12 protein-coding genes are annotated in these 15,631 nt (G+C 54.0%); 9 read left to right on the top strand and 3 right to left on the bottom strand.

Translation table 11 applies throughout. The annotated features are described in order from the left end of the window. Window positions 1–47: 47 nt before the first annotated feature. The gene (locus AC0VXT_RS11370; RefSeq protein ID WP_475545529.1) at window positions 48–1,850 is read right to left on the bottom strand and encodes a PHA/PHB synthase family protein; all 1,803 of its coding nucleotides are present in this window, start codon (window positions 1,848–1,850) and stop codon (window positions 48–50) included. 331 nt (window positions 1,851–2,181) lie between these two features. On the opposite strand from AC0VXT_RS11370, the gene AC0VXT_RS11365 reads away from it, so the two are divergent. The 5 genes from AC0VXT_RS11365 (at window position 2,182) to AC0VXT_RS11345 (ending at window position 9,196) form a co-directional block, all read left to right on the top strand. Then, window positions 2,182–3,540 carry an OmpA family protein gene (locus AC0VXT_RS11365; RefSeq protein WP_475545528.1) on the top strand — a complete coding sequence of 453 codons (1,359 nt, stop codon included), beginning with the start codon at window positions 2,182–2,184 and terminating at the stop codon, window positions 3,538–3,540. A gap of 308 nt (window positions 3,541–3,848) precedes the next feature. Next, a complete protein-coding gene (locus AC0VXT_RS11360) occupies window positions 3,849–5,090 on the top strand; it encodes an LL-diaminopimelate aminotransferase (RefSeq protein ID WP_167447477.1) in 1,242 nt (413 codons plus the stop codon). Between the two features lie 125 nt (window positions 5,091–5,215). Further along, the gene (locus tag AC0VXT_RS11355) at window positions 5,216–6,520 is read left to right on the top strand and encodes a homoserine dehydrogenase (RefSeq protein WP_475545527.1); all 1,305 of its coding nucleotides are present in this window, start codon (window positions 5,216–5,218) and stop codon (window positions 6,518–6,520) included. 279 nt (window positions 6,521–6,799) lie between these two features. Next, window positions 6,800–7,759 carry a class II fructose-bisphosphatase gene (glpX, locus tag AC0VXT_RS11350; RefSeq protein ID WP_475545526.1) on the top strand — a complete coding sequence of 320 codons (960 nt, stop codon included), beginning with the start codon at window positions 6,800–6,802 and terminating at the stop codon, window positions 7,757–7,759. 144 nt (window positions 7,760–7,903) lie between these two features. Then, window positions 7,904–9,196, top strand: coding sequence for an Hsp70 family protein (locus tag AC0VXT_RS11345; RefSeq protein ID WP_475545525.1), 1,293 nt, complete (start codon window positions 7,904–7,906; stop codon window positions 9,194–9,196). Between the two features lie 27 nt (window positions 9,197–9,223). Here AC0VXT_RS11345 and AC0VXT_RS11340 read toward each other — a convergent pair whose 3' ends face one another. Then, window positions 9,224–9,544 carry a hypothetical protein gene (locus AC0VXT_RS11340; protein WP_475545524.1) on the bottom strand — a complete coding sequence of 107 codons (321 nt, stop codon included), beginning with the start codon at window positions 9,542–9,544 and terminating at the stop codon, window positions 9,224–9,226. A 225-nt stretch (window positions 9,545–9,769) separates the two neighbouring features. On the opposite strand from AC0VXT_RS11340, the gene AC0VXT_RS11335 reads away from it, so the two are divergent. Further along, on the top strand, window positions 9,770–10,306 hold the full coding sequence (locus AC0VXT_RS11335) for a peroxiredoxin (RefSeq protein ID WP_475545523.1): 537 nt from the start codon (window positions 9,770–9,772) through the stop codon (window positions 10,304–10,306). A gap of 111 nt (window positions 10,307–10,417) precedes the next feature. After that, window positions 10,418–12,214, top strand: a complete 1,797-nt coding sequence (recJ, locus tag AC0VXT_RS11330) for a single-stranded-DNA-specific exonuclease RecJ (protein WP_475545522.1) — start codon at window positions 10,418–10,420, stop codon at window positions 12,212–12,214. 76 nt (window positions 12,215–12,290) lie between these two features. On the opposite strand, the gene AC0VXT_RS11325 is transcribed toward recJ, so the two are convergent. After that, a complete protein-coding gene (locus AC0VXT_RS11325; RefSeq protein WP_475545521.1) occupies window positions 12,291–12,827 on the bottom strand; it encodes a hypothetical protein in 537 nt (178 codons plus the stop codon). A 588-nt stretch (window positions 12,828–13,415) separates the two neighbouring features. Here AC0VXT_RS11325 and AC0VXT_RS11320 point away from each other — a divergent pair. Both AC0VXT_RS11320 and AC0VXT_RS11315 read left to right on the top strand, forming a co-directional pair. Then, window positions 13,416–14,171: a substrate-binding periplasmic protein gene (locus AC0VXT_RS11320; protein WP_475545520.1), complete on the top strand. Its 756-nt coding sequence runs from the start codon at window positions 13,416–13,418 to the stop codon at window positions 14,169–14,171. 76 nt (window positions 14,172–14,247) lie between these two features. Then, the gene (locus tag AC0VXT_RS11315) at window positions 14,248–15,504 is read left to right on the top strand and encodes an MFS transporter (RefSeq protein ID WP_475545519.1); all 1,257 of its coding nucleotides are present in this window, start codon (window positions 14,248–14,250) and stop codon (window positions 15,502–15,504) included. The last annotated feature ends 127 nt before the right edge of the window (window positions 15,505–15,631 follow it).

Here is a 15,631-nt window from a genome sequence, read left to right as displayed (position 1 = left end):
GTTATGAGCACAGCGCGTCTTTTTGTGTGCCTGAAAAGGTGTGGGCTTTAAGACAAGCGCACTTTGACGTAATCGCCCGGTGCAGGGCCAAGGACCTTGAGCTTGCCGTCGCCGGGTTTGCGCGCATCGACTTTGCCACCCGATCGACGACTGATCCAGTTTTGCCAGTCGGTCCACCATGATCCGTCGTGCTGGGTGGCTTTGGCGATCCAGTCGTCGGGATTTTCCGGGGTGCGGTTATAGGTCCAATAGCAATATTTCTTGGCCGCAGGTGGGTTCACCACGCCGGCAATATGGCCCGATGCCGACAGCACAAACTTGACCTGACCGGACATAAGCTGCGTTCCGGCATAGGTTGCCTGCCACGGGGCGATATGGTCCTCGCGGGTTGATAGGAAATAGACCGGGATTTTGATATCGCGCAGGTCAATCGGCTCGCCCAGAATTGAAATTCCGCCGGGTTCACGCAGCAAGTTTTTATTGTACATATTGCGCATATAAAAACTGTGCATGGCCTTTGGCATGCGGGTGGAATCGGAATTCCAATACAGCAGATCGAACGGGAAGGGGTCTTTGCCCAACATGTAGTTGTTGACGACAAACGACCAGATCAGGTCATTGGCACGCAACATGTTAAACGACATCGACATGTCCCGCCCATCAAGATAGCCCTCCTTGGACATCTTGTTTTCGAGACTTTTGATCTGTTCATCATCGACAAAGACCGACAGTTCACCCGATTTTTCAAAATCCATCAGGGTGGTAAAGAATGTCGCGGATTTAATCCGGTCATCCCCGGTTTTGGCCATATAGGCAAGCGTGGAGCTTAGCAGCGTCCCACCAAGACAATAGCCAATCGCGTTGACGTCGCTTTCACCTGTTGCTTTTTCAATCATGTCCAAAGCCGCAAGGACGCCGTCCTTGGCATAATCTTCAAAGCTTTTTTCGGCCAGTTCGCTGTCGGGGTTGACCCATGACAGGACAAACACGGTATGTCCCTGATCGACAGCCCATTTGATGAAGGAATTTTCCGGGCGCAGATCAAGAATGTAGTATTTGTTGATCCATGGCGGCACGATCATAAGCGGGCGTTTGGCGACCTTATCGGTGCTTGGCGTGTATTGTTGCAATTCCATCAAGGGCGTTCTGCCGACGACCGATCCTTCGCTGGTGGCGACGTTTTCGCCAATCTTGAATGCATCAAGGTCCGTCATGCGGATTTGCAGTTTGCCCTTGCCACGTTCAAGGTCGCCCAGAAGATTCTGCAGCCCCTTAAGCAAATTCTCGCCGCCACTTTCGATGGTGGTGCGCAGAACTTCCGGGTTGGTCATCAGGAAGTTGGTCGGTGAAATCGCATCGGCAAACTGGCGGGTATAAAACTCGACCTTCTGGGCTGTTTTGTCATCCAGACCGTCGACGTCATGGACAAGATTTTGCATCCATTGCGATGACAGAAGGTAGGACTGTTTGATGTAGTCAAAGACTTCATTATTTTCCCACGCTTCGTCACGGAATTGACGATCCCCGCGCAGCGGTGACGCCACAGGTTCGGATTCTTCGCCCATCATGCGCAGCGTTGTGTTATGCCACAGCATATAATATTGCTGCCACAAATCCATTTGCGCCTCGACCAATTTGGTCGGGTTTTGCATGATCTGGCTGGTTAATTCGACAAAGGCCGAGCCGATATTAAGGGGGTCAGGATCAGAAATTTCAGGGTCTTCAGCCTGTTTTGCGAGGAAGTCTGCGACAAGTCGTTGACTTCTTTCGGCAATTTCTGCCATTGCTTCTGACAGTTTTTCGGGGTCCGGGTGATTGAGTTCAGTTTCTTTGGCCTGTTGATCGCTCATGGGGCATTCCCTTATGATACCGCGATGGATAGGGCGTAACACAAAAACGTGGTAAGCATCTTTGCAATATCGCAAGACTTTTTACGTTTTATGTTCCGGCTATCCATTTGGCGCGCCGGGTTGAAACTCTGCTTGATCACAAGCTAATCATGGTCTTAGCCTAGCTTGCCGGTATGGGGTAGTACAAGAATTATAAGGTGACGTTTTGCAGGCTTATTCAACGCAGGCGTCATCAAACCAAAGTTTGGAGCAGCGAAAACAAATGGGCGTTCTGAAATCGACGACAGGGCAGTGGTCGTGGCAGGAGACTGCAAGGGGGAAGCTGCGGCTATTGCTGCAGACCGGTTCTGCGCTGGCGGTGGTCATGACACTGGGCGCCTGTTCTTCGGTTCCTGATGCGATCAATCCGGTGGAGTGGGGCAAATCCGTTGGTGATATGTTCGACGGCGAAGGCGATGAAACCGCCAAATCCGAAGAAGCCATTCCCGGTGAAGACGGCGAATATCCGAGCCTGTCAGATACGCCGGCCAAGCCCATTGTCACTGGCGATCAAGAGCGCGATGCCCTGATTGCGGGCCTTGCTGCGGATCGCACCAATGCGCAATATACCCAAGGGGGCCGTCGTCAGACGTCCGAGCCGGTCAATGCGTTGCAGTCTGCACCAGAAGTTTCTGCATCTGAACCCGTCATCCAGCCTGCCCCCACCACCCCGGTGAGCAGCAGTGCGATGGCGGATGCGACCAGTGCGACGACCACAAGTGCCACCGAAACAACCGCGGCTGCGACCAGTGGCGTTACATCGGCAAAATCCGGGTCGAAAATCGCCGATGAGTGGTCGGCAAAGTCACCAACCTCCGGCCCGATTCCAACCCCGGAAGCTGCACCTGATCGTCCGGCTGTTGTGGCGGGTGCCGCAGCAGGGGCTGCTGCAGGTGCCGCATCAACCGCCAGTGAGCGTGAGGCCGAGCAGTTGGCCGCCTATGAGGCAGCACAGGCCGCAGAGGCCGGTAATGCAGGCACACCAGAATCATCAAGTGCAGCGGCACCGTCGTCTGGTGATCCGGTGATGGATCAGTATCAGCGCCGCCTTGCCGAAGGTCAGGGCCAGTTTGCCAATGAACCGACCGCATCGTATGCACCGGTTGGTCAGGGTCAGGACTTTGACTATTCGATGTATTCTGACAATGGCGCGGTCACTGTCGATGAAAGCCAGTTTGGCGGTTCCGATCCGGTTTATGGTGGCGACACCATGACAATGGATATGTCGGAAACCAACGACATGCTGGCATCCCGCCTTGGCGTGCGGTCGATCAATCAGGCTGGTCCGTCTGTCAATGGTGTTCAGATTGCACAAATCCAGTTTGGCCATGGTTCATCAAACCTTGCCGGTACGGACGGCAATGTTTTGCAACAGGTTGCCACTACCTGGCAGCAGACTGGCGGCGCCATTCGTGTAATTGGCCATGCGTCAATGCGAACCGCGAACATGAGCCTTGAAGAGCATATGCAGGCAAACCGCCACGTTTCAGAAAAACGTGCGTCGGCAGTTGTGTCACGCCTGTTGTCACTTGGTGTTAATCCAGGCGCGATCTTTGTTGGGGCAGATGGCTCGGCTGATCCGCGGTATTACGAAGGTGTTCCTGCCGGTGAGGCGGGCAACCGTCGCGTGGAAATCTTCCTCGATTACTGATCGCGACTTTAAAATTATCACCTGAGCGAACAGCGGTTCGCAAGGTGGACGAAACGATTATCATCAGCGCGGAAGGGCATGCCTTTCCGCGCTGATGTTGTTTCAGGGGGCTTTACGCGCCCGGTTTTGAATTTAAGCACGGTTCAAGTGCATTAATTCGTTGAGTCATTATCCCAGAAAAGGTAAATCCTTCGAATTGTACGCTGTGAAGCACCTTTTTTTGGTGCCTCCACGCAATATTCGTAAATTCGAGGATGTGCTTTTCGCATAAAATTCGAAAATCGCCAATTTGATGAGGATGTAGGATAATGTCCCAAGACTTCCACCGCATAAAACGTCTCCCGCCCTATGTATTCGCAGAAGTAAATGCGATGAAGGCGGCGGCACGGCGCGCGGGTGAGGACATTATCGATTTCGGCATGGGCAATCCGGACCCGGCCACCCCACAGCATATTGTCGATAAACTGGTCGAAACGGTTCAGAACCCGCGCACCCATGGTTATTCCATGTCACGCGGCATTCCCGGCCTGCGCAAAGCGTTGTCGGCCTATTACGGGCGGCGGTTCGGGGTCGATATCGATCCGGAAACCGAAACAGTTGTCACACTGGGCTCCAAGGAAGGTTTGGCCAACCTGGCGGCTGCGATTACCAGCCCCGGGGATATTTTCCTTGTGCCCAACCCGTCCTATCCGATCCATGCGTTTGGTTTCATCATTGCCGGTGCGGCCTTGCGCCATATCCCGATCGGGCATGATGAACAGGGCACGTTCAATGCAGAAAGCTTTATGGAGCAGCTGCACCGGGCGGTGAAACATTCCGTGCCAAAACCAAGTGCGGTGGTGTTGAATTTCCCAGCCAATCCGACATCGCTTGTGGTGGATCTGGCGTTTTATCAGGAAGTCGTCGATTTCTGCCGTAAGCATGAAATCTATGTGCTGTCTGATATTGCCTATTCCGAGATTTATTTTGATGGCAATCCGCCGCCGTCCATCTTGCAGTGCAAGGGCGCCAAGGACATTGCCGTTGAATTTTATTCCCTGTCGAAAACCTATTCGATGGCGGGCTGGCGCATTGGCTTTGCCACGGGCAATAAAAAGCTGATTAATGCACTGACGCGGATTAAATCATATCTTGATTACGGTGCCTTTACCCCGGTTCAGGTTGCGGCGACCGCCGCGTTGAACGGCCCGCAAGATTGCGTTGAAGAATTCCGCAATCTGTACCGTGAACGGCGCGATATCTTTATCGAAGGCGCGCAAAGTGCTGGTTGGGAAATTCCAAGCCCGGCGGCCACCATGTTTGCCTGGGCCCCAATCCCCGAAGCATTTGCCGAGTTGGGATCGCTTGATTTTTCCAAGCTTCTTTTGCAGGAAGCGGGCGTTGCGGTCGCGCCGGGGCTTGGCTTTGGCGAGTATGGCGATGGGCATGTGCGCATTGCCTTGGTGGAAAATAAACACCGTATTCGACAGGCCAATCGGAACATCAAACAGTTCTTTGCCAAGTGCCCGGATGCAAATTCTGCACGTGAACTGTTGAAGAAATCTGTCTGATATCTCATAAAGCATTCTGTGTTTCGCCTGGGACATGTCCCGGGCGTTACTTTGTCAGGATGCAGCACGCATGAAATGATGCGGTTTGTGTCCCTGCGGATTAAACCACGGGCTTAGGAGTTATCGTGAAAGACGTCGTTAAAATCGGTGTGGCAGGCCTCGGTACGGTCGGTGCCGGAACCGTTAAACTGCTGAGTGAACATCGCGACATTCTGACCGACCGTTCGGGTCGCCAGATTGTTGTTACAGCGGTATCGGCGCGTGATCGAACTCGCGATCGTGGTTTTTCAACTGACGGCCTGACCTGGTATGAAGATGCCCGTGATTTGGCTGCCGACAAGGACGTTGACATTCTGGTCGAGCTGATCGGTGGATCAGACGGCATTGCCTATGACGTGTGCAAGGCCGCCCTTGAAAACGGCAAGCATGTTGTCACCGCCAATAAGGCGCTGATTGCGCTTAAGGGCGCGGAACTGGCCCAGATTGCCGATGCCAACAAAGTCACCATTGCCTATGAAGCAGCGGTTGCGGGGGGTATCCCGGTGGTCAAGGCGCTTCGCGAAGGTTTGGCAGGGAATGCCATTTCGCGTGTCACCGGCATCCTGAACGGAACCTGTAACTTCATCCTGACCACCATGCGTGAGCAGGGCCGCGATTTTGCCGACGTTCTGGCCGAGGCGCAAAAACTTGGCTATGCCGAGTTTGATCCGACCTTTGACGTTGATGGCATTGATGCCGCACATAAGCTGGCCATTCTTGCCAGTTTGGCATTCGGGGTTGAGGTTGATTTCGATGCGGTGGCGGTTGAAGGCATTCGCAGCGTATCGGCCCTTGATATTCAACTGGCCGAAGAACTCGGATACCGCATCAAGCTTCTGGGGATTGCCAAACAGACGCCAGAAGGCATTGAGCAGCGCGTATCGCCCGTGATGGTGGACCGTTCAACACAGATTTCCAAGGTCGAAGGCGTGTTTAATGCCGTTGCGCTTGAAGGCGATTATGTTGGCCCGGTTGTCCTGCAGGGACGCGGGGCGGGTGAGCGCCCGACCGCATCCGCTGTTGTTGCCGATATCGTCGATATCGCGGCGGGTCGTACTGCGCCGGTGTTTGGTGTTCCCGCTGAACGGCTTAAGAAAAACGTGCGTGCGTCGCTCGAAAAGCATGTCGGTGCCTATTACCTGCGTCTGATGGTCTGGGATCGTCCCGGGGTTATGGCAAAGGTGACCGCAACCCTTGCGCAGCACGGCGTTTCGATGGCCTCCATGATCCAGCATGGCCGGGCTGAAACCGAAGGTGGTGTCGTGCCCGTCGTGATTGTTGCGCATGAGACAACCGAAGCGGCCATGTCGGGGGCGGTCGAAGACATCGCAGCGTTTGAAAGCAATTCGCAGCCGCCGGTTCTGATGCGGATTGAAAGTTTCGCATCTTAATAAAACAAACAAGATATAAACGCCTCGCACCTGTCAAGATGCGGGGCGTTGTTGCAGCAGGCCGTTTGACTGGTATGATCACGCGGGTTCGCGTGGCTTGAGGCGACTGTCATAGAAAACCTGTAGAAAGACATATTTCGATCAAGGTTTCGCGCCACTGTAGGATTTTACAGTTAGCCCCCCGGTCAGTGGGGGAATGCGGAAAAGACAAGAACAATAAAGCAAGACAACAACGAGACAGGGCCCCCAGACCCTGCACCACGAAACAAGGAAGACAAAATGGATCGAAATCTCGCGCTTGAAACCGTCCGGGTTACCGAGGCCGCAGCACTGGCGTGCTCTGGCCTGATGGGACGTGGCGATGAAAAGGCTGCTGATCAGGCGGCTGTTGATGCGATGCGTAATGCGCTTAACAGCATGGACATCAGAGGCACGGTCGTCATCGGTGAAGGTGAACGCGACGAAGCCCCGATGCTGTTCATTGGCGAAGAAGTTGGTTCGGGCGAAGGTCCGGAAATCGACATCGCGCTTGATCCGCTTGAGGGCACGACCATCTGTGCGACCGGCGGTCCGAACTCTTTGGCGGTTGTTGCCATGGCGGAAAAGGGCGGCTTTTTGAACGCGCCGGATACCTATATGGAAAAAATCGCCGTTGGCGGTGGTTTGCCAGACGATGTTGTTGATCTTGATGCATCCCCGGCCGAAAACCTGAAAAACCTTGCAGCGGCCAAGGGCTGTGCGGTTGCTGATCTTGTGGTTTGTATTCTGGATCGTCCGCGCCATCAGGACATCATTGCCAAAACCCGCGAAGCAGGTGCACGCATTATGTTGATTGGCGACGGGGATGTAGCCGGTGTGATCGCGACCTCGCAGAAAACATCGGGCATTGATCTTTATGTGGGCACCGGCGGCGCGCCAGAAGGTGTTCTTGCCGCAGCAGCCCTTCGTTGTATCGGCGGTCAGTTCCAGGGCCGTCTTGTTTTCCGCAATGACGATGAAATCGCACGTGCGAAAAAATGGGGTATCGAAGACCTCAATCGCAAATACAAACTTGGCGAACTTGCCAAGGGCAACGTGATGTTTGCCGCCACGGGCGTTACCGATGGCGCGATGTTGCGCGGTGTGCGCCGTTTTGCCAATGGTGCGGAAACCGAAAGCATCGTGATGCGCAGCCAGTCAGGTACCGTGCGCTATGTCCGTGCGGTCCACGATTTCAGCCGGAAAATCTGGTACAAATAAGCGCCGTCTTTTCGGAATGGACAAAAGGGAGTGCGGTGCACTCCCTTTTGTCGTTATACCAGTATTCTAATCGCTTGCAGGGCAGGGCGGTCTGGGTTACATCCTGCGCCCCTTCAAAACATAAAAAACGCCGGAGCCCGCCAGATGTCGGAAATTATTGCGCTTGATTTTGGGACGACCAATTCCGTTTTGGCGGTGGCCGACAGTGCGGGAAATGTGCAATCGGCAAAGTTCGAAGTGGGTGCCAACAGTTTTGATACCTATCGCACCATCCTGTATTTCTGGGAAGAACAGGAGCTGACCGCGCCGGGCGCACCAACCCATATGCAAAGCCGGTCGGGCCCGTTTGCAATTGCCGAGTATCTGCGTGAAAGTCATGATTGCCGACTGATCCAGTCGATGAAGTCATACCTTGCATCCAAGGATTTTGACGGCACCGATATCTTTGGCACGACCTATTCGATCGAAGATTTGATCGCGACGTTCCTCACCCAGATCCATCATTTCGCGCAGCACAGCCTTGGCTGGTTGGGGCAGCGGGTGATTTCCGGGCGTCCGGTGGCCTTTGCCGGGAGTAACCCGGACAATGATTTTGCCGAAATGCGTCTGCGCAGTGCTTATGAACAGGCCGGGTTTGACGTTGAGGCCATGGTGTTTGAACCCTTGGCCGCGTCCTATTATTACGGGCGTGAACTTGAAAAGGCCGAAACCGTTCTCGTTGCCGACTTTGGCGGCGGGACGAGTGACTTTTCGCTGATCCGCTTTACACCCGGTCTTGGCATGCGTGGCGTGCAACCATTGGCCCATACCGGCCTTGGCGTTGCGGGCGACCGGTTTGATTATCGTATCATCCAAAAGGCGGTCTGGCCGCGCCTTGGTTTTGGCTCCGACTATAAATCCATGGGGGCGACGCTGCCGGTGCCGCGCCAGTATTACACGGCATTTTCACGCTGGCACGAACTTGCCATGATGAACCAGCCCAAAACCATCAATGAAATCAAAAGTCTGATCCGCTCGGCGACCAAGCCCGATGATATCGAGGATCTGGTGGCGATCATTGAAGAAGAAATGGGTTTCCATCTCTATCAGACGGTATCGAAGGCCAAGGCTGAGCTGTCTGACAACGACAGCGCCTTACTGCAATTTTCCCACGGTGGGGTGGAAATAGAAGAGCGCCTGACGCGGACTGATTTTGAGACTGCGATTGCGCCGGACATGGCCGAGATTGAGATCGCAGCCAAACACTGCCTTGATCAGGCAGGCTTAAAAGCCGGTGACGTGTCCAAGGTGTTTATGACCGGCGGCTCATCCTATGTCCCGGCAGTACGCAAAATCTTCGAAGACGGCTTTGGCAAGGATCGCATCGAAATCGGCCAGCCTTTCCTGTCGGTCGCCCATGGCTTGGCCCTGATTGCGGCGGATGAGGGGATTGTTTGATCAAAACCCTGCAAGTCGGCAGGCTATTTAAGAGCACGAAAAATTCCCGCCACACTGGATTTGCAAAAGCACGACTGCGGCGAAAAATAGGCCAACTGCCAAGCCGCTTAGAGCATAAAGCCAAATCGATACTGCATGGCGTTTAAACACCCATGGCAGAATACCGCCCATAAGACACAGGGCAGGGAAGGCCAGAAGGCTGTAAAACATCAGTTGGGTAATCGGATTATTTTCCGATCCTGGTGCATCAAACATCATTGGCGACATCATCACCATCGGCAGCGACAGAAGCGCGCCGAGGATGGAGATGATCGTCAAGGTGATCCGAAGGCCTTTTTTATGGGTCATTGCGCGTATCCGTTTAGTGTTTTGATTGTTTTCTTTGTTATTGTTGTCGCACCAGTTTGCATACCTTTTGGCTGTGTGCAATCCGTTGTGGTGTGGGTGATGTTTTCCACCATGCGCAATCGCCCTTTCTTTTCAGATGGTTCAACCACATCTATTTGCAAATGTAACGGACACGGTCGGCAACGGCATGCGAAGGTCCGCGTTTGAGATCAGGGAGAACGACCGATGAGTATGGAAAGTGACACGCATGTCGTTGAACGGCTAACCGGGCAAATTGTGCCCGCACTTCCCTTGCCGGCAACAAACGGGCCGTCGGTTGATTTGTCTGTCCTTTCCGGGCGCACGGTTGTCTATGCCTATCCACGTACTGCTGAGCCCGGAACGCCATCTCCCGCCGGGTGGGACCAAATTCCAGGGGCCAAGGGCTGCACGCCGCAATCCTGCTCGTTCCGCGATCACGCCAAAGAACTGGCTGGCGTTGGTGTCACCAACCTGTTTGGGCTTTCAAGCCAGAGCACGCAATACCAGCAAGAAGCGGGCGAGCGCCTTCATTTGCCGTTTGCGTTGTTGTCGGATGCCGATCATCGGTTCAAGGAAGCCATGGCGATGCCGGACTTTGAAGTCGAAGGTATGCGGCTGTTCAAGCGTCTGACGATGGTTCTGGACGATGGCAAAATTGCCAAGGTGTTCTATCCGGTTTCGGCGCCCGCACAAGATGCCGACAACGTTTTGAAATGGTGTCGGGACAATCCGTCGGCCTGATCTTTGACGCATGGGCGGTTATTATGGTTGTCGGATTTCACCATTGTTTGAGCCGAACTGTACGAGCCGAAAAATTATCCAGTTTAAGCTGACCCAAGATTGCGCTATTTCATGGGCATGACAGATCATGCGTTTGAAAAGACTTTTATGGGGATCGAACGATCCGCGACCGGAAAATGGTGGCGGGAGCGCGATCTGGATGAGCGGCTTGGCATTACCATTGCCCAGCGGTTCGGGGTGCCCGAAATTGTCGGGCGGGTGATGGCATCGCGCGGTATTGGCCTTGATGATGCTGAAAGTTTCCTGACCCCCACATTACGCGATTTGATGCCCGATCCATCCTCGTTAAAGGATATGGACAAGGCCGCATCGCGTATTGCCGATGCGATTGAAGCGGGTGAGAAACTGGCCGTCTTTGGCGATTATGATGTGGATGGTGCAACCAGTACCGCGCTTTTGAAACGGTTTTTCCGTGCCCTTGGTGCGGATGTGCCGGTCCATATTCCCGACCGTATGAAAGAAGGCTATGGCCCGAATGCCCCGGCCTTGCTCGAGCTGCAACGCAACGGTGCCAACCTGATCCTGACCGTTGATTGCGGGGTGACGGCCTATGCCCCGCTGCAAGAAGCCAAGGATGCCGGGATCGAGATTATTGTGGTCGATCACCACGCAGCAGAACCGGAATTGCCGCCTGCGGTCGCGGTGGTGAACCCCAATCGACTGGATGACGAAAGCGGTCTTGGTAATCTGTGTGCGGCAGGTGTGGCGTTTTTACTGTGTGTCGCGATTTTGCGCGAAGTGCGCAGTCGCGGCTGGCTCGAAAAAGCCGGACTGCGTGCGCCGGATTTGCGTAACTGGCTTGATCTGGTGGCGTTGGGCACGGTGTGTGATGTTGTGCCGCTGCGTGGGTTGAACCGTGCCTTTGTCACACAGGGGATCAAGGTCATGCGTCATCGATCCAATGTCGGCATGACGGCATTGGCCGATGTCGCCGGGGTCAATGAAACACCCAGTGCCTATCACCTTGGTTTTGTCCTTGGGCCGCGTGTGAACGCCGGTGGGCGCGTTGGCGAAAGTTTCCTCGGTACAACCCTTCTTTCAGGCGAAAACCCCGCAGAGGCGCAGGATATCGCCCGCAAGCTTGATGAATATAACCGTGAGCGCAAGGCGATTGAGGATATTGTCCTTGATCAAGCAATTAGCGCTGCCGAAGGAAAGTCAAAAGTCGGATCAATGGTTCTGGTCGGCGGCGAAGATTGGCATCCTGGCGTGATTGGCATTGTCGCAAGCAGGCTGAAGGACCGTTATCACGTGCCATCCCTGGTGATGGGGATGGTCGATGGGGTCTATAAGGGATCGGCGCGATCTGTGCGCGGCATTGACCTTGGGGCGGCGATCATTGCTGCACGCCAGTCGGGTCTTCTGATCAATGGTGGCGGGCACGGCATGGCGGCGGGCTTTACCCTTGATCCTGAAAAGCGCGATGCGTTTGAAGCATTCCTAGAAGAACGCTTCGCCAAGATCATTGCCGAAAATGATATTCGCCCGACCATCACGGTCGATGGTGCGCTTCATGCGGCAGGGGCGACGCTTGATCTGGTTGAGGCGCTTGAAAATCTGGGGCCGTTTGGGGCGGGAAATGCCGAACCCCGGTTTGTGTTTGTTGATTGCCGGGTGATCAAGGCTGACGTTGTCGGGGCTGATCATGTGCGCTGTATCCTGACCGGATCGAACGGCAAGGGGCGGCTTAAGGCCATTGCATTTCGGTGCCTTGATAACGATATGGGCCAGACTCTTATCAAGCATGGCGGGCGTCCGTTACATATCCTTGGGCATTTGCGGCGCGATAGCTGGCAGGGGCGCGAAGGTGTTCAGTTGATGATTGATGATGTGTCCCTTCCGGTGTGATGCTTTAACGCCCTGACAGGGCTGACTACTGGTCGGAGCCCGTGATCCAGACCAGTAATTGAGACCGGCAAACAGGTTATGGGCGTGTTTTTGGTGTTGTTGCCGCCGTACGGCGACGATGGCGAGAGATAATCGTTGATATGGCTTCCGACAAAATATAACCATAATCGGTAGAGTGTCGATTTTTTTCGGCTTTTTCAATAATGTCGTCGTATGTTGTTATGATGTCATGTGCGGTCTGAGCGGCATTGTCGATCCCCTCGGCGGCCAGAAAGCCGCTGATCACCGCCACGAGCATATCACGGTGGATGGTGTCGCGTGACGGAGATGATGAACCGGCGACACAGCTTTCGGGCAGTTCTGACAGTTTTGGGGTGCCCTTGCCGGTTGCAATCCAGTTCAGGCAAATCCCCTTGATCAATGCCATTCGCGAGACACCAACAAAGCGTGGTTCCGACTGTGCCTGACACCAGCGATTCAATTGTTCGGGAATAACGCCTGCGATTTCTGCCGCATCCTTTTTGCGATCAAACAGGCTTACAACATGACGGATGCGATCCCCCATTTCCGCGTCCAGAACTGGAAGAGGTGTTGAGGGGCTACGTTTCGTCATGCTGAACGCTGCATATCTGCGGAAAACAGAACGGGGAACCCGTTATGCGGGAATATTCGACTTGTCGAATTTTTTTAGTTGAATAACGAATTTTTTCGTTGTAAATCTTGCTCATGTTCAACTTTAACTGTTCGTGTGCCAATTGCTTTCAAGCATGCCATTCACTTTTTATGGGAATGGCTGGTTGGGCATGTGAATTTAGGAATAACGGAATATGATTATATCCGTATAACCTAAGGGTTTTGGGGCGTCTTTGGTTTTGAATGGGCTTTTGAAGACCCTGACAGGTTGATATTTATGGTTGTATTAGCAGTTTCCTCTCTGGATCAGTTTCCTTTCCATATATGAGTTTAGATATGAATGCGCTCACTGACAATCCAGATGTCTGGTGTTTCTGGTATGTAGAATGTTCGCCTGTTGGTTCTGTTCCGGGCCATTTTCTGGGTGAAATTCTTTATTCATGCAGTTTTCGGCCGGTTGCGGTGTCTGATGGATGACCGTGTGTCACCATGGCGCAGCCCTGTTGTCTGGCGATTATTTTGCCGGGGCTGGTTTTTCTGTTTACTGCCATTTTTGGTTTTGCTGCCATTGTCGGCATTGGCAACGCAGCAGGAACCTTCGGGGTTTGCTGCTGCTCGCAATGTGAAGGTCTATACCGAGGATTTCGCCCCGTTCAATTATATTACGCCCGATGGTCTGTCGGGGGCAGGGGCCGAAATTGTACGGGCGATGGCTGTTCTTGTTGGTCATCCGCTCCGCTTTGAGGTTCTCCCGTGGAAACGTGCGCTGCATATCGTCAAATCTGAACCTGATACGGCTCTGTTTTCAATGGTTCGAACACCCGAACGCGAAAACGAGTTCAAATGGGTCGGGCCGATTTTTATTACTCGGGGATGGTTATATCAAATGGCGAACCGCAACCTCGATGTTACCGGGCTTGCGGATGCCAGAACCGTGAAGTCGATCGGAGTACAGGCAGGTGGAGCGGCCGAACGCAGCCTGCGCGAGATGGGGTTTGATAACCTTGAATTGCTTTATGTCCCAGGAAATGCCTTGCGCATGCTGGCTGAAGGCCGCATCGATCTTTGGGAAGCATCGGACATCGTCATGAATTTTCAGCGCGAGATGCTGGGGCTTGAAAAGGCCGCAGTTGTTCCGACGGTCGAGCTGGGAGAATATGAGATGTATCTTGCCTTTTCAAAAAACACGCCCGATACGACGCTTGTACCATGGCGCAAGGCACTTGAAATCGTTCAGGGGAGTGGGATGGCAGCAGTGATTGCCCGAAAATATGGTTTGGGGGATCAATCTATGAGCATAACAGGCCGGTCGGCAGGTCGATAACAGGTATCTCGTGCATATTTGCCCTGTGCGGCAAAGACTTGCTGTAATCCCGAGATGGGATTATGCCAGACGCATCATGACACAGTACCCCACGACGCCATCCTCATCTTCTCCTCACGGTCTCAAAGCTTTTTTGACGGTTTTGATCCCGATCCTTCTGGCATTTTCACTCAGCCAGTTTTTCAGATCCGCTCAGGCGCTTCTCGCAGAACCGCTTCGCGCGGAGCTTATGGTTTCGCCCGAGCAGCTAGGCCTGATTTCGGGCAGTTTCCATTTTGCCTTTGCCCTGATGCAAATTCCGGTTGGTGTGATGCTGGACCGTTATGGCCCGCGGTTGACCAACGGTTGCCTGATGTTGGCGACGGTGGTTGGCGTTTTGATTTTTGCCAATGCACAAAGCGTTGTCGGATTGATGATCGGGCAGGCGGTGATTGGACTGGGATGCTCGGCGGCATTTATGTCTGCCCTAGTTCTGGCCGCACGTTGGGTGGCACCGGAAAAGTTTGCCGCAACATCGGGTTTGATTGTGTCGTTTAGTTTGCTCGGGGTTCTGGCATCGGCAACACCATTGGCCGCCCTGGTCGAAAGCCATGGCTGGCGCGTGGTTTATTACGGGTTGGCGGGGTTAAGTGTTTTTGCCGTGATCCTTGATTTTCTGTTGGTGCGCGATACGCCGCCGGGCCGAGCAAAGGCCGACCAGAAGGGCGAAACCGTTGTTGAGGCCCTGCGCGGGATGATTTCAGTCTGGAAAAATCGGCAGGTCTGGCTTTTGTGCGGGGTGGCGTTTTTCAGCTATCCGACGATCCTGACGGTGCGTGGGCTTTGGGGCGGCCCTTATTTGCATGATGTGTTTGACCTCGGGCCGGTCGGCGTTGGGAATATCCTGCTGATCATGACGGTGGGCATGATCCTTGGACCGCCGACCTATGGGCAGTTATCACGCAAGTGGGCGGGTAAGACGCATGGCTTGATTGTCTTTGCGGTGCTGGTCGGGGCGGTGACATGTCTGTTACAGGCGTTTGTGGGCCCTGTGGGGGTTGGTGTGGCCGCGTTGTTGCTTTTGCTGCATGGTTTCCTTGGCAGCAGCGCGACGCTTAACTACGCCGCCTCGCGTGAGGCTGTTGCGGAACATCAGATCGGTCGTGCGTTAACCACGATCAATCTCGCGACTTTTGCCGGGCTGTTTGTGCTGCAAGGCATCGCCGGGTTGATCATTGGCCAGTATGAAACCGGATCGCCCGATGGCTATCGCGCGATGTTTGTTTTCCTTGGAGTAGGGCTTGGCGTGGCGGGGATCAGTTTCTGGTTCGGTGCACGGCGCACAAAAGGATAATTTCGAAACGTTCATCCATCCGCCCGGGTTGTCGCAACATGCTTCAATCCTTATGTGGAAGGACGAAACGTGAAATAAACCGTGGGGTTAAACAATGAGGCTTGGTTTTTCCGGGATTTGGCCGGTT

It is taken from the genome of Thalassospira sp. Z349TD_5 (genome assembly GCF_056173045.1).
Note: the sequence above shows the minus strand (reverse complement) of the source record. Positions and strands in the feature narration are given on the sequence as shown.

Coding starts and splice junctions, on each gene's coding strand:
- AC0VXT_RS11325 (WP_475545521.1), bottom strand. CDS start 12,827: ATGACGAAACGTAGCCCCTCAACACCTCTTCCAGTTCTGGACGCGGAA.
- AC0VXT_RS11370 (WP_475545529.1), bottom strand. CDS start 1,850: ATGAGCGATCAACAGGCCAAAGAAACTGAACTCAATCACCCGGACCCC.
- AC0VXT_RS11335 (WP_475545523.1), top strand. CDS start 9,770: ATGAGTATGGAAAGTGACACGCATGTCGTTGAACGGCTAACCGGGCAA.
- AC0VXT_RS11340 (WP_475545524.1), bottom strand. CDS start 9,544: ATGACCCATAAAAAAGGCCTTCGGATCACCTTGACGATCATCTCCATC.
- AC0VXT_RS11360 (WP_167447477.1), top strand. CDS start 3,849: ATGTCCCAAGACTTCCACCGCATAAAACGTCTCCCGCCCTATGTATTC.
- recJ (WP_475545522.1), top strand. CDS start 10,418: ATGGGCATGACAGATCATGCGTTTGAAAAGACTTTTATGGGGATCGAA.
- glpX (WP_475545526.1), top strand. CDS start 6,800: ATGGATCGAAATCTCGCGCTTGAAACCGTCCGGGTTACCGAGGCCGCA.
- AC0VXT_RS11315 (WP_475545519.1), top strand. CDS start 14,248: ATGACACAGTACCCCACGACGCCATCCTCATCTTCTCCTCACGGTCTC.
- AC0VXT_RS11345 (WP_475545525.1), top strand. CDS start 7,904: ATGTCGGAAATTATTGCGCTTGATTTTGGGACGACCAATTCCGTTTTG.